Raw genomic sequence first — 23,246 nt, forward strand, 5'->3', positions numbered from 1 at the left:
GGCTTTCGTATTACACAAATCTCGATTATCGAGTGTTAATAAGCATTAATAAATATAAAGGATAGACTGTTTCAGTTTATCCTTTTTTTTTGGATTTTTGCAAAGTATAGTAGAATGCTTTGGGCGTTACCCAACAAGTTTATAAAAAAAACTTATTCGGTCGCGCTTTCACTACTCGCTCTCTGCGAGGAGCTCAAACAAACCGTTCTAATACGAAGTATTCACGATTTCGAATATATAAAATGAAATTATGAGTAATCGCTAACGCAAACCATAGGTTGAGAAAAACCTACAAGAAATGAGTAAAAACATCGATTTAATAGCACTAAACGACTCAACGCAATAACAATGAAATACAAACAAAGAAAAAAAGCCCTTATTCTTTTAGCAGACGGAACAATTTTTCATGGTAAGTCCATAGGAAAAGAAGGTTCTGCTTTTGGTGAAGTTTGTTTTAATACTGGTACAACAGGTTATCAAGAAATCTTTACAGACCCTTCTTATTACGGTCAATTAATGGTAACGACCAATGCACATATTGGCAATTACGGAACCAAAGAAGAAGAAGTAGAATCTGATGATGTTAAAATAGCAGGTTTAATATGTAAGAACTTCAGTTTTAATTATTCTAGACCCGCAGCCGATGGATCTTTAGAAGAATTCTTTGAAAAGCACAATACTTTAGCCATTGCAGATGTAGATACTAGGGCATTGGTAAGCTACATCAGAGATAATGGAGCTATGAATGCTGTAATTACAACTGAGATAGACGATATTGAGGGACTCAAAAAGCAATTAGCTGAATTTCCTTCAATGAAAGGTTTAGAATTAGCATCAAAAGTGTCAACCAAGGAACCTTATTTTGTTGGTGATGAAAATGCGACTTATAAGATTGCTGCTTTAGATATTGGTATTAAAAAGAACATCCTTAGAAATTTAGCGAAGCGGGATGCTTACATCAAAGTGTTTCCTTATAACGCAAAGTACGAAGACTTAGAAGCTTTTAATCCAGATGGCTATTTCTTATCAAATGGACCTGGTGATCCAGAACCGTTATCTGATGCTATCAATTTAGCAAAAGAAATTATTGCAAATAACAAACCCTTATTCGGAATTTGCCTAGGACATCAAGTCATTGCTTTGGCCAATGGAATTTCAACGTATAAAATGCATAATGGTCACAGAGGTATTAATCACCCAGTAAAAAATTTAGTGACGGGTAAAGGTGAAATTACTTCTCAAAATCATGGATTCGCCATCAACAGAGAAGAAACTGAGGCTAATACTAATGTAGAAATTACACATGTACATTTAAATGACCATACAGTTGCAGGTATCAAATTAAAAGACAAAAATTGTTTTTCAGTTCAGTACCATCCAGAAGCAAGTCCTGGACCAAATGACTCCTTGTATTTGTTTGATCAATTTATAGAAAATATAAAAAATAATTAAGACAAGCTTATTTTTTAAAATAGACAACGCAATAAAATTTTATTTTTATTGCGTTTTTTAGTTAAGAGTAAAGGGTATTTAGTTTAAACTTTAATCTAGAAATGAATAACTTATTTTGAAGTGTATTTCTGTTGTTAAATATTAGTAACCTTAATAATTTCACTTTTAAAAAAACTATATTTGATACTGATCTTCAATTTTATGACCAAACTCTATACAGCGTGTCTCCTTCTTTTCTGCACTCTATTAATTGCGCAGAGTCCAGCAAGTTCTGTGGATAATGAATTATTAGGAAAGTACGAGTCGTATTTTAAACTACCAAGAGAATCACTATTTGTACACCTTAATAAAACAACCTTTATTGTTGGAGAAAGTGTCTGGTTTAAATCTTATGTTTTTGACAGACACAATAGTTTACGATCTAAAAAAACAACAAATGTCAATGTTGGCATTTATGATGAAGATGGGCAACTCGTTAAAAATCATTTGTGGCTTTGCTATGATGGATCAGGAAAGGGTAATATTCAAATTGATTCTACATTTAAAACAGGCGAATATTATATAAAAGCGTCTACAAATTGGATGAAGAATTTTGAAGAAAATGATGCCTTCATTCAAAAAATTAAAATAATTAGTAACGACATACAAGAGTATAAACCAGATGTTATTAATACGGAGTATGATATACAGTTTTTACCCGAGGGAGGTCACTTAATTACAGATGTCAATAATAACGTAGGTTTTAAAATAATTGATAATAAAGGTGAAGGCGTTAAAGTTATAGGAACTATTTATGACGATTCTGATGTGGAGATTACCTCCTTTAAGAGTAATACTTTTGGAATTGCTAGTTTTTTATTTAATCCTCAAAAAGGAAAGCAATATGTAGCTAAACTAACAACAAGTAATAGTAGGGAAATTACTCAAGATATTACTAATATAGACCCTACAGGTATTGCAATTAAAGTAAATAGTCAACATCCAGAAAAGGTTTATGTTACGGTAAGTACCAATAACGAAACGCTGAAATATATTAAGAACAATACTTATAGATTGTTGTTACATAAAAATGGTGAATTAAAATCTTTACCATTTTCATTTCAGGATAAAATAACTCAGATTTTTGAGTATTCCAAATCGGATTTATTTAAAGGGGTAAATACATTTACTGTTATTGATGAAAATAACACACCATTATTAGAACGTTTAATTTATATTAATAAGAGTATTGACGATGGTAATGAGATTTTAATAAGCGCTCTCAATGTGACTGAAGACTCTATCTCAGTTTCAATATACCCAGCAATAAATAAAACATCAGGGGATCATAAAGAGTACACCGATTTAAGTATCTCTGTTTTACCTGAAAGTACTATGAGTTATGATCCAAATCATAATATTATATCTGCAAATAAACTCAAACCGTATGTAAAGGGCTATGTAGAAAAGGCTAGTTATTATTTTACAGACGTCACGAACAAAAAAAGGTTTGAGTTAGATTTATTACTATTAACACAAGGTTGGAGCAGATACAATTGGCATTCCATTTTTAATAATACACCTAAAGCGTTATATGAATTTGAGAACGGTGTGGTTTTAGAGGGAAAAATACACTCTTCAGAAGAAATAACTAAAATACGAATTCAAGAACCCAAGCTTATTGGAAATAAATGGAACACAGTAGATGTAAATGAAGATAATGATTTTAGAATAGATAATTTTTTTGTGCTAAAAGATGAAATTATAAGAGTCTCTTATATGGATAAAGATGGAAAATTGATTAAACCCAAAATTTATCTTAATGCAAAACTGAATGCTTTCAAGGACTATATTTCAAATAAAGATTTAAGATATAACAATTCAATATTAAAAGAAACACCATTTTTAAGTGAAAGTAATTTTGATAATTTCTTTTATAATGATGTGATAGAATTAGAAGAAGTTTTATTAGAGTCTAAAGTTCCTGAGAAAAAAGCTAATTTCACAGGGGTAAAAATGAATTCTTTATCAGGTAGAGACAACTATACACAGGTAACGCAAGGTGTAGTTAGCAGTTTTCCAAATATTTTAGGATACATTAATGCAAATGGTTACTCAGTAAGCCAATCGTCGCAGACTGGTGGAGTTCAAATTAATAGCAGAATACCTATTACTATAAATGCCAGCCAATCTCCAGCAGTTTTTTTAGACGATGTACAATTAACAGATTTTGATTTTTTACTCAATAGGTCAACGGCAGATTTTGAAGGAATAAATATTGATAAAACTGGTTTTGGAGCAGGAATGATAGGCGCGAACGGAGTTATTAGATTATATACACGTAGAACTGCTCTTGGAGGCATAACGAAAGAAGATGAATTTGCTTTTATAAAATTAGCAAATAACGGGTTTACCGAAGCCAAAAGTTTTTATGCACCAAAATATAAAAGTTATAGCTCAGATCTTTTTAAATACTATGGTGTTATAGCTTGGTTTCCAAATGTTTTTATCGCTGATAATAAATCGCAAATATTGAAGTTTCCTGACACAAAAAGTGATATTATTAAGTTTTATATTGAAGGTTATGATTCGCATGGAAAATTTGTATCACAAATTTCGACACTAAATTTAAAGACTAGACTGAAGGATTAATCGCTCATTTTAGAACGAAATAAGATAATGTTTCATTTTAAATATTTTGACACTTTACCAAAAACGCAATAAAACACCTGTTTTATTGCGTTTTTTTAGTTACGAAATCATTATCGTTAGTATTAATCATAAATATGATTTTTGTTCTGTTTTAAGCTGTAGATTTTCGTAAATTTGGGTAACCTAAAGGGCTCACATGCAACTTTAAGGTTTAAAATTGTTAACTAAAAAAAATATATAATGAGCATTATAATTAATGTACACGCAAGACAAATTTTAGATTCCAGAGGAAATCCTACAGTAGAAGTTGATGTTACTACAGAAAATGGCATCATGGGAAGAGCAGCTGTACCTTCTGGTGCATCTACTGGTGAGCATGAAGCTGTTGAGTTAAGAGATGGTGGTGATACTTACATGGGTAAAGGTGTTTTAAAAGCCGTTGAAAATGTAAATTCTACAATTGCTCAAGAATTATTAGGAGTTTCTGTTTTCGAACAAAATGCTATCGATCAAATGATGATTGAATTAGATGGTACTCCAAACAAATCAAAATTAGGTGCTAATGCAATTTTAGGAGTGTCTCTAGCGGTTGCTAAAGCGGCTGCTAACGAATTGGGTATGCCATTATACAGATATGTTGGTGGAGTTTCTGCAAATACATTACCATTACCAATGATGAATATCATTAATGGTGGTTCTCATAGTGATGCGCCAATTGCATTTCAAGAATTTATGGTAATGCCTGTAAAAGCTAAAAACTTTACACATGCAATGCAAATGGGAACTGAGATTTTCCATAATCTTAAAAAAGTATTACACGATAGAGGTTTAAGTACGGCAGTTGGTGATGAAGGTGGTTTTGCACCTAACTTAGCTGGCGGAACTGAAGATGCTTTAGACACTATTAAATTAGCGGTTGAAAAAGCAGGTTATACCTTCGGAGAAGACATCATGTTGGCACTAGATTGTGCTGCAGCTGAATTTTTTGTAGATGGAAAATACGATTATAAGAAATTTGAAGGTGATTCTGGAGTGATTAGAACAAGTAAAGAACAGGCTGATTATTTAGCTGAACTTTCTGAAAAATATCCTATCATTTCAATTGAGGATGGTATGGATGAAAACGATTGGGATGGTTGGAAATACCTTACTGAAAGAATCGGAGATAAAGTACAATTAGTGGGTGACGATTTATACGTAACTAACGTAGAGCGTTTATCTCGTGGTATTGATAATGGTATTGCTAACTCTATTTTAATTAAAGTAAACCAAATTGGTACGTTAACTGAAACGATTGCAGCTGTAAACATGGCACATAATGCAGGTTATACATCTGTAATGTCTCACAGATCTGGTGAAACAGAAGATAATACTATTGCAGATTTAGCGGTGGCATTAAACTGTGGACAAATTAAAACTGGTTCTGCGTCTCGTAGTGATCGTATGGCTAAATACAATCAATTATTACGTATTGAAGAAGAATTAGGGAGTGTTGCTTATTTCCCTGGAGCGAATGCTTTTAAGGTGAAAGCATAGGTTTTTTTGGATTGTCCTCTTGAGGATTAGTGAGAAACAAAATATTTTTTGTTTTGAAACTACCGAGCGAAGCTCTTAGGGGTGTTTTTTTGAATGTATAGAAAAATACACAATTAGAATAGACCATCCAACTAAATATGCTGAACATATACTAAACCATCTAAAATTTAATATTTTAGATGGTTTTTTTATGTCTGAAGTTATATACTATTATAACTTTAGTATAATAATTAAGTTAGATATATAGAATAATATAGTTCAACTACACCTTTATTATTATTATTATTATTATTATTATTTGTGAGAAAAAAGTATTAATTTTATACAAATTCTTACCCTAAGGATTAATTAATTCATTGTTGATTACACATATTTAATTTTTTGATAGCCTAAAGATTAGGCTCTAAGACCTGTGCTATATTGATGAATAAAAAATCCATTAACGTCTTAATTATAGACGACCATCCCATTATTATTGAAGCGGTTATTAACACACTTCAATATATGCAAGACCAATCAGATAAGTTGTGTTTTAAAACCGAAAATGCTTCCGATTGCGAAACCGCTCATCAAAAAATACAAAGCTATTCTGAAGCAAAACCTTTAGATTTGGTCATCTTAGATTTAAGTCTACCGCCAGCTCCACACCTTAATTTACAATCTGGTGATGATTTGGGTGTACTTATTAGAGAACAATACCCAAATACTAAGATATTGGTCATTACGTCATATACCAATAGTCATAGAATTAGGCAAACCATTAATACCTATAATCCTTTGGGCTTTTTAAATAAGCAAGATGTAGGTTTTTCAAATTATATTAGTGCTATAAATAAGGTGCTATCTGGAGAAATACATTATAGTAAAACAATTATAAATGCTATTAAGCAAAAGTCACTCAATAATATTCAATTAGATACTTATGATATTATAATACTTAAAGAACTTGCTAATGGCTCTAATATGAGAGATTTGTTAAAGTTAGTGCATTTGTCTAAATCTGCAATAGATAAGAGATAACGACTTTTAAAACAAAAATTTAGTATTGAGAGTAATAGTGATAGAGATTTAGTGTTGGCTGCTAAATCTAAAGGGTTTATTTAGATTTCCGTTTTTGCTTACTTTAAAGTAAGCTTTTGTGTACTAGCTTTTGTTTTTAATACCTTAATTTTAAGCTTCTTAAAAGATTAAGGATTTGAAAGATGCATCTGTTTTTTTACTTGCACAGCTTCTAAAAGAATTTAAGTATTCTATTAGTAAGCAGCAATTGGCATTAAGATTACTTAGCGATCCAGATAATTTAGTTTTAAGTTTTACAAATTCTTTAGATTATTTTAATGTAGAACACATTGCGGCTAATGTTCCAAAAACGGCATTAGAGCAACTGCCTCAACATTTTATTGCACAAGTAAGTAATGGTAAAACGGAATATATTGTTTTGGCATCTAAAGAAACTAACAACACCATAAAAATTCAGTTAAGTGAAGAAAAAATAGTAACGCTTACTGAAAACGAATTTTTAAATGACTGGACAGGTTTTATAATTGCCATTGAAGAAAACAAAGCGGTTAGTAAAGCTTCTTTATCAAAGGATTCTATTACTAAAGTTTTTCTGCTATTGTTTTCCTTATCATTTTTGGGATATGTATTTCTCGTCACAAACTCAATGTTGTTAACTACAAATTTTGCATTATCACTTATTGGTCTTGGTTTAGGGTATCTTATTATTAAGGAGAAAATTGGGCAACAAACCTTTGCTTCCAAATACTGTAAAATAACTTCTACTGTAAGTTGCGAAAATGTATTAAACTCTAAAAGTGCCAAGGTTTTTAAAACTATTGACCTAAGTGATACGGTTATAATGTATTTTACAGCTATTACTGTCTTTAATTTGTTACAACCTCATAGTGTTTTGGTTTTTATAATTTCAGCAATTGCGTTACCAGTAGTTTTATATTCAATTTACCAACAATATTTTACGATTAAAAAGTGGTGTCCGTTATGTTTGGGTGTAGCATCTGTTTTGCTATTACAATTTTTTACACTTACAACTATTTATAAAACAACTTTATATCAATACAGTGATATTTTTTTGTTAATATCCGTTTTAGGTATAACAATAATAGGTTGGTTAGCACTTAAACCATTATTAGTTTTAGAACAAAAAAATACTACGCTCGAAATTGAAAATTTAAGTTTTAGAAGAAATCATAAATTGTTTATTCCTTATTATAACGCGTTAACACAACTTGACACAGAAGATTGTACTATACCGCAAATTGTACTAGGAGCTGAAAACCCAATCATAAAACTTACAATTATTACCAATCCTTTATGCAAAAGCTGTATCGAAGCTCATAAAACATATATAGATTTATTACAAAAGTATAAGGATAGCATTCAGTTAAACTTTAGGTTTTTAGTTCCAAATAAAGATAGAGCAGACAATAAAACTATAATCTCAGAACGCTTACTGCAATTGTATTTTGAAAACGATACAAAAGTTTTTTTAAACGCTTTTAATGATTGGTATAGCAATGGCAATACAAAAATATGGACTAAAAAATGGGGGAAATGTAAAGATTTAAAGTATAATAAAATACTAAGTCAACAAATATATTGGTGCTTAAAACAAGGGATAGAAAGCACACCTATAATTTTAATTAACAAAAAACTTTTTCCAAAAAATTATAGCTTTAAAGACATTGAGCATTTTGTTGAACCAATCTTAGAACAAGAGATGTTAAAAACTAAAAAAGAGATTAATAATATTCATGCATGAATGAGACATAACTTGAGTGTCTATAACGGTTCAAGTATTTTTTAACAATTAAATATTAAAATTATGTTACAAAACATTTTAAATTTAGAAGGAGTTACTGTGCTCGGTAAAACACAGCAAGGCGCGATAAATGGTGGAGGCAGCTGTAGGCTAACCACTTTAACTAATAATGATTCTGAAGAGTATATCATTATGGGAGGAAGTGTAGGTGAAACTGCTGAGTCGCAAACAGCAGCTGCGCAAAAAGCATGTGGTCAACTATTAGAAAATGCCGATAGATGTTTTTATGATTGTTCACATGATGGGCCAGGTTAAAATTAGTAAATCTATGAATAGAATAAAAAACTTAAACTGTAAATCTTATATGGGTTTACAGTTTATTCTCTTGCTTTTCTTCTCATGTGTTCAAGAAAAAGAGAGAGAAGTTTATGTTGAAAAAAACAATACGACCCAAAAAGACTCAATAGTAGTGTCTATTGAATTTATCGGAGTAGGTGAGGTAGGATTTAATATACCTGATGATTATTTAAATAATAATTTCTTAAGTTTTAAAAGTGAGACAAACGATAGCACCTCAATCATAAAAAAAATACCTATCACAGAGAAGTATAAGGTTATTAAATATAAAGGGTTGGTGTATAACAATAATGAATTTCAAAAAATTACTCAAGCTTATCTTTTAACGGATAAAACGGATACTCTTAAATTGACATTCCTTGCTGATAATTATGTTTTTTCAAAAAGCATGAACAATATTGATTATGTTTTTGAAAATTATAAATCTCTAGTAAATGAAAAATGGGATGTATCAAAAAGCAATGAAAAAAAATCAATATTAAAATTAGACACGTTGTATAGAAAATTTGTGCAAAAGTATTCATCTGAAAATAAAAGCGGCTTGTTACAATATAATGATATATATTATTATAATAAATTACAGAATTTAGATTCAACTAATGAAGAAGTTGATAATTTTCTAAAAAGAACGATTGATCCTGTAGCTAGTAAAGAATTGTATTCGTTGCTATATAATTATACAAAGACAAGAATTAAGATGTTTGACTACAACACACTTAATGAAAAGAAATATGGAAAAAAATATTTAGAACTTATAGCAATAGGACACTATAATTTTTTAAAAGACCCAGATAATAAAAGAGACAAAAAATATCAATCAGCAATTGATTGGTTAAAAACCACAGACTTTTACAAAAAGGACTCTTTACATATCAAGAAAAAGATCACACCTTTAGACAGTAATTTATTCAAAACAAAAATACATAAACTAATCTTAGCTGATACCGAGCAAAATGATTTGAGTATAGCTCAAGTCATCAAGCAAAACCCTAGTAGTTATTATTTGTTAGATTTTTGGGCGACGTGGTGTGCACCATGTATAAAAGGCGTTAAAATAATGAATAATATGCAGTTACCGAAAAACATAAAGGTAATTAGTATAAGTGTAGATAAAGAGAAGGATAAACAGAAATGGAAAACTAAGACTAAAGAATTAGAGCAATCTCTTTCTTATTGGATAGATGAAACAGATAGTAACACTAAGGAATTCATAAAATTTATCGAAATGCAATCTATCCCAAGATATATCTTAATAGATAAAGGTATGAATTTAATAGATCAAGCATTTTATCATCCACAAGAGCCTCAGTTTTTGTCAAAGTTAAAAGATGTTAAGAATCATAAGTATTGGTAAATTTCTAATCGGAAAGATATAAGAAAACGACACAACTTGAGTGTCTTAAATGGTTCGTGGATTTTTAAACAATTAAATATTAAAATTATGTTACAAAACATTTTAAATTTAGAAGGAGTTACTGTACTTGGTAAAAAACAGTTAGAGAACGTAAGTGGTGGTGCACAAAAATGTATTATTACGCATTCTGACGGCTCGTCATATATGCTTATCTTAAGAAGTTTTTCTTCTAGCGATTCAGGTGCTTCAGGTGCCGCAAATAATGCATGCGTTGATGATATAACTAATGGTGAAACCAGTGGTTGTCATTATGATTGTGAACATGATGGTTTTGGTCAATAATTTTATGATTAAAATTATTAAACATAATGCCAAATTTTGGGGTAACAAGCTGTACAGCTTGTTACTTCTTTTGTTACTAGCTTTATTGTTTAATTGTAAAAAAGATAATAAAGAAATAGTAAAAGATAAAATTTCGAACAAAATTAATATAGAAAATGATTCTATATATATATCAGTAGATTTTAATCAAGATGGTAGTGCAATTATCAATGTCCCTGATGCTTTATTACATAATTATTCACTAACTTTTAACAATGAAAAGCACGAAGAAAGAAGAGTAACTCATGTTCTATCTAGTGCTTATAGTTCAATGGTTGTAGAGTATGGTGTATATATTTCTGGTCAAAATAAAATTGAAAATATAAAGCAAAATTATCTAATTTCGAAAGGAAATTCTAGACTGTTTTTAGAATATGATTCAGAAAAATATATTTTCAAGCATAATAGTTCAAATATAGATTCTATAACAGAAAACTATAGAAGATTAAGATCAAAAATTTTTCAAACTGAAAACAAGGAAATCTATCTAAAGGAGTTAGATACATTATATCTTTTTTACAATAACTTATATACTGAAAAGAATAATACAAAAAAGGTTCAATTAAATGATATTTATTATTTTGAAAAACTACAAATGATAAACCCTTTAAGCGAAAAAGTAGATGATTTTATTAAAACTTTGTCAGATCCAATTGCTAGTAAAACTTTAAGGAGATTGCTTTTTAGTTATGTTGAAAATAGAATAAATATTTTTGATTATAAAAATTTAAATATCATAAATTTTTCTGAAGAATATATTAATCTGTTATCTATAGGTGTTTTTTCTTTTTTAAGATTTGAGGATAATAAAGGTAATGATAAATTTCCGGCAGCAACAAAATGGCTTAAGGAAACTAGTTTATATTCTAATAATAAAATTATAATTGACAAGGAAATTGAGCCATTAGACAATGAGGATTTTAAAAAGAATTTGTCTCAACTTCAGTTTTTTGGTAAATCGGAAGAATCAATTGATTTTACAAATATCATTAAACAAAATCAAACAGATTATTATTTAATTGATTTTTGGGCTACATGGTGTGCACCGTGTATTCAAGGAGTTAAAACTATGAATAAGATGGAGTTACCGAAAAATATAAAGGTAATTAGCATAAGTGTAGATAAAGAGAAGGATAAACAGAAATGGAAAACTATGACTAAAGAATTAGAGCAACCGCTTTCTTATTGGATAGATGAAACAGATAGTGACACTAAGGAATTCATGAAATTTATCGAAATGCAATCCATCCCAAGATATATCTTAATAGATAAGGATATGAATTTAATAGATCAAGCATTTTATCATCCACAAGAGCCTCAGTTTTTGTCAAAGTTAAAAGATGTTAAGAATCATAAGTATTGGTAATACTATTTATAAAGTTAGATGATTAAAGGGGTTCCGTATTATAAGCAAAAGGATGCGAAAGACTGCTGTCCAAACTGTCTAAAAAAATAGAATTAAGAAGGTTAGGTATAAAACGAACTTTAGAACAGCTAATAGAAGCACCTTTACTATATTTTGCATTGGAATAAAAATCAATATACAGCTTTAAACAAAATAATTAGCAAAAAGAATCCTGTTTTTTCAGTAAACTGTAACTAAATATATCAAGGATTTTAATTGGTTTTAAATTGACCTTTTGTTATTGTAAAATAATTTTGATTAAATTAAGAAGAAATGTTTTTAAGATAACCTATTATGTTAACAGTTAGTTGCAATGAAGACATGACTTTTGTTTCTAAAAGCGCAGCGGTCTAAAATCTTTTTTCAATCAAACGTATAAACAATACCATTAGTCAACTCATATTGCGTCTTAGGAATACCGATAATAGGATCCGTATCAAAATTATAAGTGAATGACGTTTTAAATAATAGATTCTTTAAAACTTTAATACCGATTGATGTTTGATTCGAAATCCTAAAATCTGAGAACTGTTTCAATAGTGGCTGGTAATATGTAGTGCTCACTATAGATATATTTTCTAAAGGATATAAGCTACTAGAAAAATAGATACTACTTCTAAAATCTCTTAGAATCTCGATACTTTGATCTGAAGATTCTTCGTGTTCAAACATTAAAAGGGTGCCTAAATAAAACCTGAAATTGTCATTTTTAGAGAGTTTAAATCGTGGTCCAACACCTAATAATCCTCTAAACTTTATATCGGAAATAGCATCGTACTGACTTTGCGCAAAGATTTCAAGCTTTAAACGTTCTGTAATTTTTCTATTATATCTGATATGCTGAATGCCTTTGTTCACAAAAGAATTGTTTTCAATTTGTTCAAGCTTTAAATCATTAATAAAAAGATAAAGGTTTCTTCCGGTATTGTATTGAAGCCTCAAATTGTTGGTGATTTTAAAAATAGACTGTGTGTTCTTAATAAGTCCAATATCTAAACTTGCAGCACCAGACCATTTCGATGTATCAGAAACACGCCTTAGAGATTCTACATTCACAATTTGTGCGTGAATTTTATAAAATCCAACAAAAGCTAAAAAGAGTAGTGTAATAGTAGGCTTCATAGTTTAAATTAAGTGCAAAAATACTAAACTCATTTTTTACTTACGGATTTTGTGAATTAGAAAAGTTAACGCACTCTATGTACAATTTTCAACGTTCTAACAAAATAAAATATAATTATATTGATTTGATAGAAATTGTTAAAACCATTATAAATCTGCTTTAGAAATCGTTTGATATTTCGTAAATTTACAATCCTTATAATTTATTAAAATCCGAAAAGAAAATATGTCAGACAAAGCTACATTAGAAATTAATGGCGAAAAGTATGAATTCCCTATTATAACTGGAACAGAGAAAGAAGTCGCTATAGATATTAAAAGTTTAAGAGGTTCAACAGGTGGTGTTATTACCTTAGACCCAGGTTATAAAAATACGGGAAGTTGTGAAAGTGCTATTACGTTTCTAGATGGTGAAAAGGGAATTTTAAGATATAGAGGATATTCTATTGAAGAATTAGCTGAGAAAGCTAGTTTTCTAGAGGTTGTGTTCCTTCTTATTTTCGGTGAATTACCAACACAAGAGCAATTAACAAAATTTGATACTGATATTAAAGCACATTCAGTTGTGGATGATGATATCAAAAAGATTTTAGATGCATTTCCAAAATCAGCGCACCCAATGGGAGTGCTATCTTCTTTAACTAGTGCGCTTACCGCATTTTACCCATCTACTGTAGACGTTAGTTCTGAAGATGAAATGTATAAGGCTATCGTTAGAATTTTAGCTAAATTCCCTGTTTTAGTGGCTTGGACATTACGTAAAAAGAATGGTCTTCCTTTAGACTATGGTGATAACAAATTAGGTTATGTAGAGAATTTATTAAAGATGATGTTTAAGAGCCCAAGTGGTGATTACGAACAAAATCCAATTTTAGTAAATGCCTTGGATAAACTTTTAATTTTACATGCAGATCATGAACAAAACTGTTCTACTTCTACAGTAAGAATCGCTGGTTCTTCTCATGCTGGTTTATTCGTATCATTGGCATCTGGTATTTCGGCACTTTGGGGACCACTTCATGGTGGTGCTAACCAAGCCGTTTTGGAAATGCTTGAAGCTATTAGAGCTGATGGCGGAGATACTAAGAAGTATATGGCTAAAGCTAAGGATAAAAATGACCCTTTCCGTTTAATGGGCTTTGGTCACAGAGTCTATAAAAACTTTGATCCTAGAGCACTTATTATTAAGAAAGCAGCTGAAGAGGTATTAGCTGATTTGGGTATCGAAGATCCTATTTTAGATATCGCAAAAGGTTTAGCAAAAGAAGCGTTGGAAGATCCTTATTTTGTAGATAGAAAATTATATCCGAACGTAGATTTCTACTCTGGTATTATCTATAGAGCGATGGGAATTCCAGTAGAAATGTTTACTGTAATGTTTGCTATGGGACGTCTACCAGGTTGGATAGCACAATGGAAAGAAATGCGTATGCGTAACGAGCCTATTGGTCGTCCAAGACAGTTATATGTAGGAGAAACTCATAGAGACTTTACATCTATTGAAAAAAGATAATTCTTTAAAGTCATAAAGAAAAGCTTCATAGATATTTATGGAGCTTTTTCTGTTTTTAATCATTTGTATTAGTCTTAAAAAATAATTATATAGGAGATATGAATTATTAATATGCTGTAGCAAATGATCATTTAAAAGAATAAATTAAGACACATGAAACTTAATATACAAAACGAAACGTCTCGTTTGAGATCAGTAATTCTCGGTACTGCAGAAAGTATTGGAGCTATGCCATCAATTAACGAGGCTTATGATCCTAAATCAATTCTGCACATTAAGGCGGGGACATACCCTAAAGAGAGTGATATGCATAAGGAAATGGAAGCCGTGGCTAAAGTGTTTGAGAAATACGATGTTACGGTTTACAGGCCAGAAGTGATAAAGGATTACAACCAGATATTTTCGAGAGATATCGCTTTTGTAATTGAAGATAAATTAATAAAAGCGAATATATTACCAGATCGCGAACGCGAGTACGAAGCTATTCATCAGGTAATTGAGGCAATAGGGGAGGATAATGTAATTATACTTCCAGAGGAATGCCACGTGGAAGGAGGTGATGTAATGCCTTGGAATGATTTCATATTCATAGGAACGTATTCTGGTGACGATTATTCGGATTATATTACAGCTAGGACGAATATGGATGCTGTGATCGCGATTCAAGAATTATTTCCACATAAAACGGTTAAAGCATTTGAATTACGTAAGTCAAACATTGATCCCAAAGAAAATGCACTTCATTTAGATTGTTGTTTTCAGCCCATAGGAAAAGATAAAGCAATTCTTCATAAGAATGGATTTCTAATTGAAAGGGAATATGAGTGGTTACTTAATTTCTTTGGCAAAGAGAACGTCTTCGAAATTACAAAAGATGAAATGTATAGTATGAACAGTAATATCTTTTCAATTTCAGAAGAGGTTATTATTTCTGAAAAAAACTTTACGAGATTAAATAATTGGCTAAGAGAAAATGGCTTTATTGTAGAAGAAGTACCTTATGCAGAGATTGCAAAACAAGAAGGTTTATTAAGGTGTTCTACATTGCCTTTAATAAGAGAATAATTTTGTTATATTTTTTTAATAATAGGTAGTCGATCTCTAAATAGGAAGTCTTCTGTTGTCAGTTTTTTGCAACTAAGTCCTTTATCCAATATGCAAGAGCAAAGCGATTGTAGAAACTTTTACTTTCGATATAAAAAGTAATTTGTCACAAGATTGATATACTCCTGTTTAGCTTCATCTTTGGTAATATCCTTTATTTGAAATAAAGCATTTGCCTTAAACGCATTAATTATTGGTTTACGACTGCTTGGGCGATCATAGTTATTGGTCGCTTTTTTAAAATAGGCATATAGTCGTAACAAAAAGTCCGCAGGAAACGGATCTGTATGGTCATTTACACGATCTACTGCATCTTGAAATTCTATATTTAATTCTTTTGAAGTCATTTTATTTCTGCAATGATGGTTTCACCACCTCGAACTTTTTGATTAAGTTCTACTTTTATATCTGCATCTAAAGGTAAGAATAAATCCACACGCGACCCAAATTTTATAAATCCAGAATCAGATCCTTGTTCTGCTTTAGCACCTACTTTGGCATAATTCACAATACGTTTTGCCAATGCACCTGCAATTTGCCTGTGTAAAACTTTGCCAAAATGTTCATTTTCAACTACTACAGTTGTACGTTCATTCTCTTCACTTGCTTTTGGGTGCCAGGCCACTAAAAACTTTCCAGGGTGATATTTACTGAACGTTACATTTCCTGAGATTGGATAACGCGTTACATGTACATTAATAGGAGACATAAATACCGAAACCTGAATACGTTTGTCTTTAAAAACCTCATTTTCTTCAACTTCTTCAATAACCACAACTTTACCATCCACAGGTGATAGTGCTTGCTTTTCGTTAGAATGTGTACTGCGTTTAGGGTTTCTAAAGAACTGTAAAATGAGAATAAAAAATACTAAAATGGCTAGCATTAAACCTTTTCTTAACCATTCATTAGTAATGAATCCATCAATTAAAAAAAATGAACCTACAACTATTACTAGTGTTATAAATATAATTTTATGACCTTCTTTGTGAAACATAGTTTTAACCTCTTAAAAGTGTATAATTCTTAAAAATAAATATATAAATGGTGCTGCAAAGATAATACTATCTAGTCGATCTAAAAGGCCTCCGTGGCCTGGCATTATAACTCCACTATCTTTAACCCCAGCTTGACGTTTAAATTTGGATTCTATTAAATCACCAAATGTACCAAAAACACTAACGATAATGGCTAATATTAACCATGGTGTAAACGTAAGTGTTTCTGTATATGTAGCAATAAAATAACTTGAAACACAAGCAAAAAATAACCCTCCAAGAAAACCTTCAACAGTTTTCTTGGGTGATATACTTGGAAATAATTTTTGTTTACCAAAATTCTTTCCAACTATATAAGCAGCACTATCATTAACCCATATAAGTATAAAACTACCTAATAATAGAAGGGGAGTGAATTCATTATGATAGTTAGAAATAAGTAACATACACACAAAACCACTAGCCAAATAAAAAGCAGCTACAATATATCGCTTAGATTCAAAAAGTGGAATTCGTTTTGAAGCAAATAAATCCTTTATCAAAATAAGATTGACAAATATGGTAATTACTAATAGAATTTGAATGGCTTCATCGCTCATTAAATTTGCTGAATTATTGACACTTAAATACCAAAATCCTACGTATAAAATAAGAAAAATGAAATATTGCATAAAAGATTGAAGCTTTATAAGGCGGCTCAATTCTGTTAAACAAATTATGCCAAATACTCCAATTAAAATAACAGAGGCTATCTGTGAGTAGAGTGAACCTATTAGAAGTAAAACATAGATAGCACCAGAAATGGCTCTTATGGCTAGTTCTTTCATTATAAGTCTTCTAATAAAAGTAGGTATAGGTTTTTTGAACTACTTCCGTAAGTTAGAAAGTCTTTATCGTCAGCTGTTTTGAAATGCTTAATTGTAGTGATATTAGTTGGTATCTTAGTTTTGCTCTTAGCTTTAATACCTTTTAAACCTTCACCAATAGTTTCTACAAACTGACTCGTTGTAGCGTAGATTATAAAATGATCTGGTAATTCTATTAATTTCTTTTCAGCAATTTGATTTGAAGAAATCAATAAAGAGCCATCATCAGAAATTAAATACTCACAGGTAGATAAAAAATAAGCACTTTCTGATAGTTTTGTACTACTATTAAGGTTAAAATCCTTGAATAATTCTGTTAAGCGCTGATCGATAAGAAAAACTTTATCATTATGCCAATTATTCTCCTCTAAGATAGAATTAAAACTTTCTTTTACCTCTTCGAGATTCTCACAATATAAGAACTTACCACCATTACCTTTAAAGTTGATTGTAAAACGTTCATCTACAGGTAACTTTACTTCAGGCATGTATTTGCCACGTTCATGATTTGGTATGTTTTCTTCAGTTTGTTCAGATTTTTTTCCGAAGAATTTACGAAATAAGCTCATTCAATAATTGCGATTAATCCTTATATAGGTGTAATTCTCAAATATAAAAAAACTTAAATTAACATGAGGTTAATTTAAGTTTTTTATATGATTGTAAGATGTGGACTGTTACTCTTCCACCTTTTTTATTTCTTCTTTAATATCATCAATCGTCTCTTTCTGTTCTTGCTCTATAATCGCAGGATTTTCAAAAGCACGCTTTCCAAAGATCTTTTCAAGGTTATCTTTAAAAATAACTTCTTTGTCTAATAAGACTTCCGCTAACTCGGTTAGTTTATCCTTATTGTTTTCTAATAAATTTATAGCTCGCTGATATTGCTCTTCAATAATATTAGAAATCTCTTGATCTATCAGTTCAGCTGTTTTTTCACTATATGGCTTAGTAAAACCATATTCAGATTGTCCTGAAGAATCGTAATACGTTAAGTTACCTACTTTATCACTTAGGCCATAAACAGTAACCATGGCTCTCGCTTGTTTTGTTACTTTTTCTAAGTCACTTAAAGCACCTGTAGAAATTTTATCAAAAATTACTTTTTCAGCAGCTCTACCACCTAATGCAGCACACATTTCGTCTAGCATTTGTTCTGGGTGTACAATTAAGCGCTCTTCTGGTAAATACCAAGCAGCACCTAACGAACGTCCTCTAGGAACAATAGTTACTTTTACTAATGGTGCAGCATGCTCTAACATCCAACTTACAGTAGCGTGACCAGCTTCATGAAAAGCAACAGCTCTCTTTTCTGCAGGGGTTATAATTTTGTTTTTCTTCTCTAATCCACCAATAATTCTATCAACAGCATCTAAGAAATCTTGTTTGTTTACTGCTTTCTTTCCTTTTCTTGCTGCAATTAACGCCGCTTCGTTACAAACGTTAGCGATATCTGCACCAGAGAAACCAGGTGTTTGTTTGGCTAAGAAATCAATATCTAAAGTTTCTTCTTTTTTAAGTGGACGTAAATGCACTTCAAAAATTTCTTTACGCTCTCTAACATCTGGAAGATCGACATAAATCTGACGGTCAAAACGACCTGCTCTCATTAATGCGCTATCTAAAACGTCTGCGCGGTTTGTTGCAGCTAAAACAATAACATTTGTATTAGTACCAAAACCATCCATTTCTGTTAAAAGCTGATTTAAAGTGTTTTCACGCTCATCATTAGAACCAGACATGTTGTTTTTTCCTCTAGCTCTACCAATAGCGTCAATCTCATCAATAAAGATAATTGAAGGAGACTTTTCTTTAGCTTGCTTAAATAAATCTCTTACTCTAGATGCACCAACTCCAACAAACATTTCTACGAAATCTGAACCAGATAGAGAAAAGAATGGCACTTTTGCTTCACCAGCAACAGCTTTTGCTAATAATGTTTTACCAGTTCCTGGAGGGCCTACAAGTAATGCTCCTTTTGGTATTTTACCACCTAACGCTGTATATTTTTCAGGAAATTTTAAGAAATCTACAATTTCTTGTACTTCCTCTTTAGCTCCTTCTAAACCTGCAACATCTTTAAAAGAGGTTTTTGTATCTATTTTTTCATCAAAGAGTTTAGCTTTAGATTTTCCGATATTGAAAATCTGTCCACCAGCTCCTCCACCTCCGCCACCAGACATACGACGCATAATAAAAATCCATACACCTATAATTAAAACAAACGGTAATAACGTTATTAGGAAATCTCCCCATACATTATGTTCCGTTTCATAAACTAACTCGGTATTGAGGTTATTAGTCTTAATAACTTCATTGACTTCTTTTTCGAAATTCTGAAGATCACCAAATTCAAACTTATAGTTTGGAACTGGTGTTACAGAAGGAAATATAGAATTAGAATTTGTTTTTTTGTGCTGAGATTGTTCTTTTGCTTCTTTGGTTAAGAAAACTCTAGCTTCTCTTTTATTAACTATTTCAATTTTATCAACTTCACCTTGACTCAGATAAGTTAAGAACTGTGCCGGAGTAGTTTGTGTACCTGTTGATTCTCCAAATCCGCCAGAAAAAATCTGAATAGATAAGAATATAACTATGATAATTCCGTAAATCCAATACGGGTTTAGTTTCGGTTTCTTGTTTAAGTTTTTATTGTCTTTAGCCATTCGTAGCGTTTCTCGTTTTTAGTAACTGGTTTCTATTTGGGTTATTTTTGCATCGCCCCAAAGCTCCTCTATATCGTAGTATTCTCTTATGTGTTTTTGAAATACATGCACCACAACATTAACATAATCCATTAGAATCCATTCAGCATTTTCAGTGCCTTCAATGTGCCAAGGTTTATCTTTAAGTGTTTTGCTAACTTGTTTCTGTATGGAGCCAACGATTGCGTTTACCTGTGTGTTTGAAGTACCTTCGCAGATAATAAAATAATCACAAACCGTATTTTCTATTTCTCTTAAATCTAATAGTGTTATCTCTTTTCCTTTAACATCTTCAATGCCACCAATAATTGATGTAATGAGTTGGTCTGTAGGGATTTTATCTTTCTTCATTAAATTGTATTAATTTTGTGCAAAGTTATTATTTTTTTAGTTCTTGTATGCGCTTAATGTCATAAGAAAACTATAAAATAAAATTACCTATGAAATGTATATAATCAAACTTAATGCCATTGACTCTACAAATACGTATCTAAAAGATTTGTCTGCTGTGGCTTTACCAAAAGATTATACCGTTGTGGCTGCCGAATTGCAGACTAAAGGTAGAGGGCAAATGGGAGCGAAATGGAAAGCTGAGGATGGTAAGAACCTTACAGCGAGTGTGTTTAAAAGACTACCTTTTTTTAGTATTACAGAACAGTTTTATATCAGTATGGCTGTTTCTTTAGCGCTTATTAAAGCTTTAGAAACGTTTAAAATACCAAAATTACGCATTAAATGGCCTAACGACATTTTGTCAGCAGACACTAAATTGTGTGGTATTTTGATAGAAAATGTCATAAAAAACAATAATCTGCAAGGCTCCATTATTGGATTTGGGCTAAATGTGAATCAGAAATTCTTCAATAATTTGCCTCAGGCTGCATCTATGAGTTTAATAACAGGAATAATTTATAATAAAGATGAAGTGCTTTCGGAGGTATTAAAACAATTAAAGATTCATTTCGATTTACTAGAATTGAAACGATTTATAGAAATTAAAACAGCATACGAAAGTCTCCTTTTTAGAAAAAATAAGCCATCAACTTTTAGAACATCCAAAAATGATAGCTTTTCTGGAATTATACAAGGTGTTACCGAAAACGGCCAATTAAATATTTGGACGGAAGACGGTATTATTAAAACTTTTGATCTAAAAGAAATTAAGTTGCTGTATTAAATTTCAACAACGTTTTACATAATAATATGTATTAAACCTCAGTTTTCATATTGGTGACTAAAGTCTCAATAAATTTACTGATAGGGCCCTTTATCATCATCCCCATCATAGCGTTAAATTCTCCTTCAAAATTTAATTTAACATCTGTTTTGTTAGGTTCAATCTCTGTGATATTTGCAACTAAAGAAAAGTCTAATTTTCCGCCTGCAGCTCCTAAAACGATTTTACTATGAGGAATCACTTCCTTTTTCTTTAATACGATTTCTGGCATTCCTTTTAATGCAAATAGAAATTTATCATTTTCTAAAACTTCAAATTTACTAATGTTTTCAGGCATTAAGCTTTCAAAATTTTTAACATCAGATAGAAAATTAAAAGTTTCTTCTGCTGATTTATCTAAGGTTACTTTTGGGGATTCTAATTTCATTAGTATTGTTTTATATTGTTTTTTTTTATTGTTGCTAAGTTTTAACTTCTCAGCTAAATAGTTCAACAATCTTACTATATATTATATCAATTAGCGTTCCATTCGCTAGGATTGGCATTCCATTGAGCTAAAATGTCTTGTTGGTCTTTTGTAATATAAAAGGTTTCAACAGCTTGTTCTAATAAGTTTTCATAATTACCAAGAGTGTGTAATTGAACATTGGCGTCGTCAAAATTATTTTTAGCGACATCAAATCCATAAGAAAAAATGGCAACCATTCCTTTTACATTTACCTCAGCTTCTTTTAACGCTTGCACAGCATTAAGACTACTCATTCCTGTGCTTATTAAATCTTCAACCACAACAACGGTTTGTCCTTTCTCAATATACCCTTCGATTTGATTTTGGCGACCATGCTTTTTTGCTTCTGGTCTCACATAAACAAAAGGCAAGTTTAAGTATTCAGCGACTAAAGCACCGATACCAATTGCACCTGTGGCAACACCAGCAATGACATCGGGTTTACCATAAAGATCTTCAATGTTTTGTGCAATTGTGGTTCTAATGTAATTTCGAATAGTTGGAAACGATAACACAATTCTGTTATCGCAATAAATTGGAGATTTCCAGCCAGAAGCCCAAGTAAAAGGATCATCGGGTTGTAATTTTATAGCATTAATTTGCAATAAAACTTCTGCTGTTTTTTTGGCAATATCTTTGTTAAAAATCATGATACAAAAATAATGAATTTTCGAGGTTAGAAAATTTTAAACGAAAATAAATTTCATTTCAAATGGTTTCTCATAAAAAATAATAAATTTACAGAAGGAAAGTTGAAACAAACGCAAGCGATGTACACAATTTATGTAGGTGATAAACCTATAATTTTAACTACTGAGGTAGAAAAAGAAACTGATTTTAAATCCTTTCTTTTAAAATCTGTAAATATAGGCAAGGTCATAAAAACCTTAAATAATACAGATTTAAAAGCCGTACACTTAATTCATAAAAATGAAGATAAGTTGCTCAAAAAGTTTTTAAAACTCTTACCCAATGTTGTTGCAGGCGGAGGAAAAGCTTATAATTCTAAAAATGAAATTCTCTTTATCTATAGAAATGATAAATGGGACTTACCAAAAGGAAAAGCTGAACGAAAAGAATCGATAGAAGAAACTGCTATACGCGAAGTAGAGGAGGAGACAGGTGTAGAAGGTTTAAAAATAACCAAGCCGTTACCAACAACGTATCATATCTTTAAACGAAACGGTAAACACAAAATTAAAGTTACTTATTGGTTTGAAATGAAAACCAATTTTGAAGGTGAATTGTTTCCGCAAGAAAATGAAGGTATTACTAAGGTAGAATGGTTAGACGCTGAAGCATCTCAAAAAGCTTTAGATAATAGTTATGCCAATATTCGAATTTTGGTGTAAAGA

The 23,246-nt window shown here is 30.9% G+C and carries 22 protein-coding genes; 13 read left to right on the forward strand and 9 right to left on the reverse strand.

The window, feature by feature from the left end; all coding sequences use genetic code 11:
- Positions 1-348 precede the first annotated feature (348 nt).
- The 9 genes from carA (at position 349) to HM986_RS14900 (ending at position 11,859) form a co-directional block, all read left to right on the forward strand.
- Positions 349-1,452: a glutamine-hydrolyzing carbamoyl-phosphate synthase small subunit gene (carA, locus tag HM986_RS14860; RefSeq protein WP_179335863.1), complete on the forward strand. Its 1,104-nt coding sequence runs from the start codon at positions 349-351 to the stop codon at positions 1,450-1,452.
- A gap of 201 nt (positions 1,453-1,653) precedes the next feature.
- A complete protein-coding gene (locus tag HM986_RS14865) occupies positions 1,654-4,083 on the forward strand; it encodes a hypothetical protein (protein WP_179335864.1) in 2,430 nt (809 codons plus the stop codon).
- 240 nt (positions 4,084-4,323) lie between these two features.
- The gene (gene eno, locus HM986_RS14870) at positions 4,324-5,619 is read left to right on the forward strand and encodes a phosphopyruvate hydratase (protein WP_179335865.1); all 1,296 of its coding nucleotides are present in this window, start codon (positions 4,324-4,326) and stop codon (positions 5,617-5,619) included.
- A gap of 423 nt (positions 5,620-6,042) precedes the next feature.
- A complete protein-coding gene (locus HM986_RS14875; RefSeq protein WP_179335866.1) occupies positions 6,043-6,639 on the forward strand; it encodes a response regulator in 597 nt (198 codons plus the stop codon).
- Positions 6,640-6,814: 175 nt separating this feature from the next.
- Complete coding sequence (locus tag HM986_RS14880; protein WP_179335867.1) at positions 6,815-8,401, forward strand: vitamin K epoxide reductase family protein; 1,587 nt, start codon at positions 6,815-6,817, stop codon at positions 8,399-8,401.
- Between the two features lie 63 nt (positions 8,402-8,464).
- Positions 8,465-8,716, forward strand: coding sequence for a hypothetical protein (locus HM986_RS14885; RefSeq protein WP_179335868.1), 252 nt, complete (start codon positions 8,465-8,467; stop codon positions 8,714-8,716).
- Positions 8,717-8,729: 13 nt separating this feature from the next.
- Positions 8,730-10,112, forward strand: coding sequence for a TlpA family protein disulfide reductase (locus tag HM986_RS14890; protein ID WP_161624669.1), 1,383 nt, complete (start codon positions 8,730-8,732; stop codon positions 10,110-10,112).
- 87 nt (positions 10,113-10,199) lie between these two features.
- Positions 10,200-10,454, forward strand: coding sequence for a hypothetical protein (locus tag HM986_RS14895; protein WP_020897620.1), 255 nt, complete (start codon positions 10,200-10,202; stop codon positions 10,452-10,454).
- Between the two features lie 4 nt (positions 10,455-10,458).
- Positions 10,459-11,859, forward strand: coding sequence for a TlpA family protein disulfide reductase (locus HM986_RS14900; protein ID WP_179335869.1), 1,401 nt, complete (start codon positions 10,459-10,461; stop codon positions 11,857-11,859).
- A 402-nt stretch (positions 11,860-12,261) separates the two neighbouring features.
- Here HM986_RS14900 and HM986_RS14905 read toward each other — a convergent pair whose 3' ends face one another.
- Positions 12,262-13,020: a DUF481 domain-containing protein gene (locus tag HM986_RS14905; protein WP_179335870.1), complete on the reverse strand. Its 759-nt coding sequence runs from the start codon at positions 13,018-13,020 to the stop codon at positions 12,262-12,264.
- Positions 13,021-13,246: 226 nt separating this feature from the next.
- Here HM986_RS14905 and HM986_RS14910 point away from each other — a divergent pair, with 226 nt between their 5' ends.
- Both HM986_RS14910 and HM986_RS14915 read left to right on the forward strand, forming a co-directional pair.
- Positions 13,247-14,533 (forward strand): citrate synthase, encoded by a 1,287-nt coding sequence (locus HM986_RS14910; protein WP_179335871.1) that lies wholly within the window; start codon positions 13,247-13,249, stop codon positions 14,531-14,533.
- Between the two features lie 153 nt (positions 14,534-14,686).
- On the forward strand, positions 14,687-15,598 hold the full coding sequence (locus tag HM986_RS14915; RefSeq protein ID WP_179335872.1) for a dimethylarginine dimethylaminohydrolase family protein: 912 nt from the start codon (positions 14,687-14,689) through the stop codon (positions 15,596-15,598).
- A gap of 119 nt (positions 15,599-15,717) precedes the next feature.
- On the opposite strand, the gene HM986_RS14920 is transcribed toward HM986_RS14915, so the two are convergent.
- From HM986_RS14920 to rsfS, 6 genes are all read right to left on the reverse strand, one after another.
- Positions 15,718-15,984, reverse strand: a complete 267-nt coding sequence (locus HM986_RS14920) for an acyl-CoA-binding protein (RefSeq protein WP_179335873.1) — start codon at positions 15,982-15,984, stop codon at positions 15,718-15,720.
- Positions 15,981-16,634 carry a phosphatidylserine decarboxylase family protein gene (locus HM986_RS14925; protein WP_179335874.1) on the reverse strand — a complete coding sequence of 218 codons (654 nt, stop codon included), beginning with the start codon at positions 16,632-16,634 and terminating at the stop codon, positions 15,981-15,983. Before HM986_RS14925 ends, HM986_RS14920 begins: the two co-directional genes overlap by 4 nt.
- Before the next feature lie 12 nt (positions 16,635-16,646).
- Positions 16,647-17,462, reverse strand: coding sequence for a phosphatidate cytidylyltransferase (locus HM986_RS14930; protein WP_179335875.1), 816 nt, complete (start codon positions 17,460-17,462; stop codon positions 16,647-16,649).
- Positions 17,462-18,070: an LUD domain-containing protein gene (locus tag HM986_RS14935; RefSeq protein ID WP_179335876.1), complete on the reverse strand. Its 609-nt coding sequence runs from the start codon at positions 18,068-18,070 to the stop codon at positions 17,462-17,464. Before HM986_RS14935 ends, HM986_RS14930 begins: the two co-directional genes overlap by 1 nt.
- Before the next feature lie 108 nt (positions 18,071-18,178).
- Positions 18,179-20,167: an ATP-dependent zinc metalloprotease FtsH gene (gene ftsH, locus HM986_RS14940; protein ID WP_179335877.1), complete on the reverse strand. Its 1,989-nt coding sequence runs from the start codon at positions 20,165-20,167 to the stop codon at positions 18,179-18,181.
- An 18-nt stretch (positions 20,168-20,185) separates the two neighbouring features.
- Positions 20,186-20,557: a ribosome silencing factor gene (gene rsfS / locus HM986_RS14945; RefSeq protein WP_179335878.1), complete on the reverse strand. Its 372-nt coding sequence runs from the start codon at positions 20,555-20,557 to the stop codon at positions 20,186-20,188.
- A gap of 94 nt (positions 20,558-20,651) precedes the next feature.
- Here rsfS and HM986_RS14950 point away from each other — a divergent pair, with 94 nt between their 5' ends.
- Complete coding sequence (locus tag HM986_RS14950; protein WP_179335879.1) at positions 20,652-21,383, forward strand: biotin--[acetyl-CoA-carboxylase] ligase; 732 nt, start codon at positions 20,652-20,654, stop codon at positions 21,381-21,383.
- A 31-nt stretch (positions 21,384-21,414) separates the two neighbouring features.
- Here HM986_RS14950 and HM986_RS14955 read toward each other — a convergent pair whose 3' ends face one another.
- Both HM986_RS14955 and pyrE read right to left on the reverse strand, forming a co-directional pair.
- Entirely contained in the window at positions 21,415-21,810 is a 396-nt protein-coding gene (locus tag HM986_RS14955) for an SRPBCC family protein (RefSeq protein ID WP_179335880.1), read from the reverse strand.
- Between the two features lie 86 nt (positions 21,811-21,896).
- The gene (pyrE, locus tag HM986_RS14960; RefSeq protein ID WP_179335881.1) at positions 21,897-22,541 is read right to left on the reverse strand and encodes an orotate phosphoribosyltransferase; all 645 of its coding nucleotides are present in this window, start codon (positions 22,539-22,541) and stop codon (positions 21,897-21,899) included.
- A 120-nt stretch (positions 22,542-22,661) separates the two neighbouring features.
- Here pyrE and HM986_RS14965 point away from each other — a divergent pair, with 120 nt between their 5' ends.
- Positions 22,662-23,243, forward strand: a complete 582-nt coding sequence (locus HM986_RS14965) for an NUDIX hydrolase (RefSeq protein ID WP_179335882.1) — start codon at positions 22,662-22,664, stop codon at positions 23,241-23,243.
- The last annotated feature ends 3 nt before the right edge of the window (positions 23,244-23,246 follow it).

Source organism: Winogradskyella costae (assembly GCF_013403865.1).
Lineage (GTDB): Bacteria > Bacteroidota > Bacteroidia > Flavobacteriales > Flavobacteriaceae > Winogradskyella > Winogradskyella costae.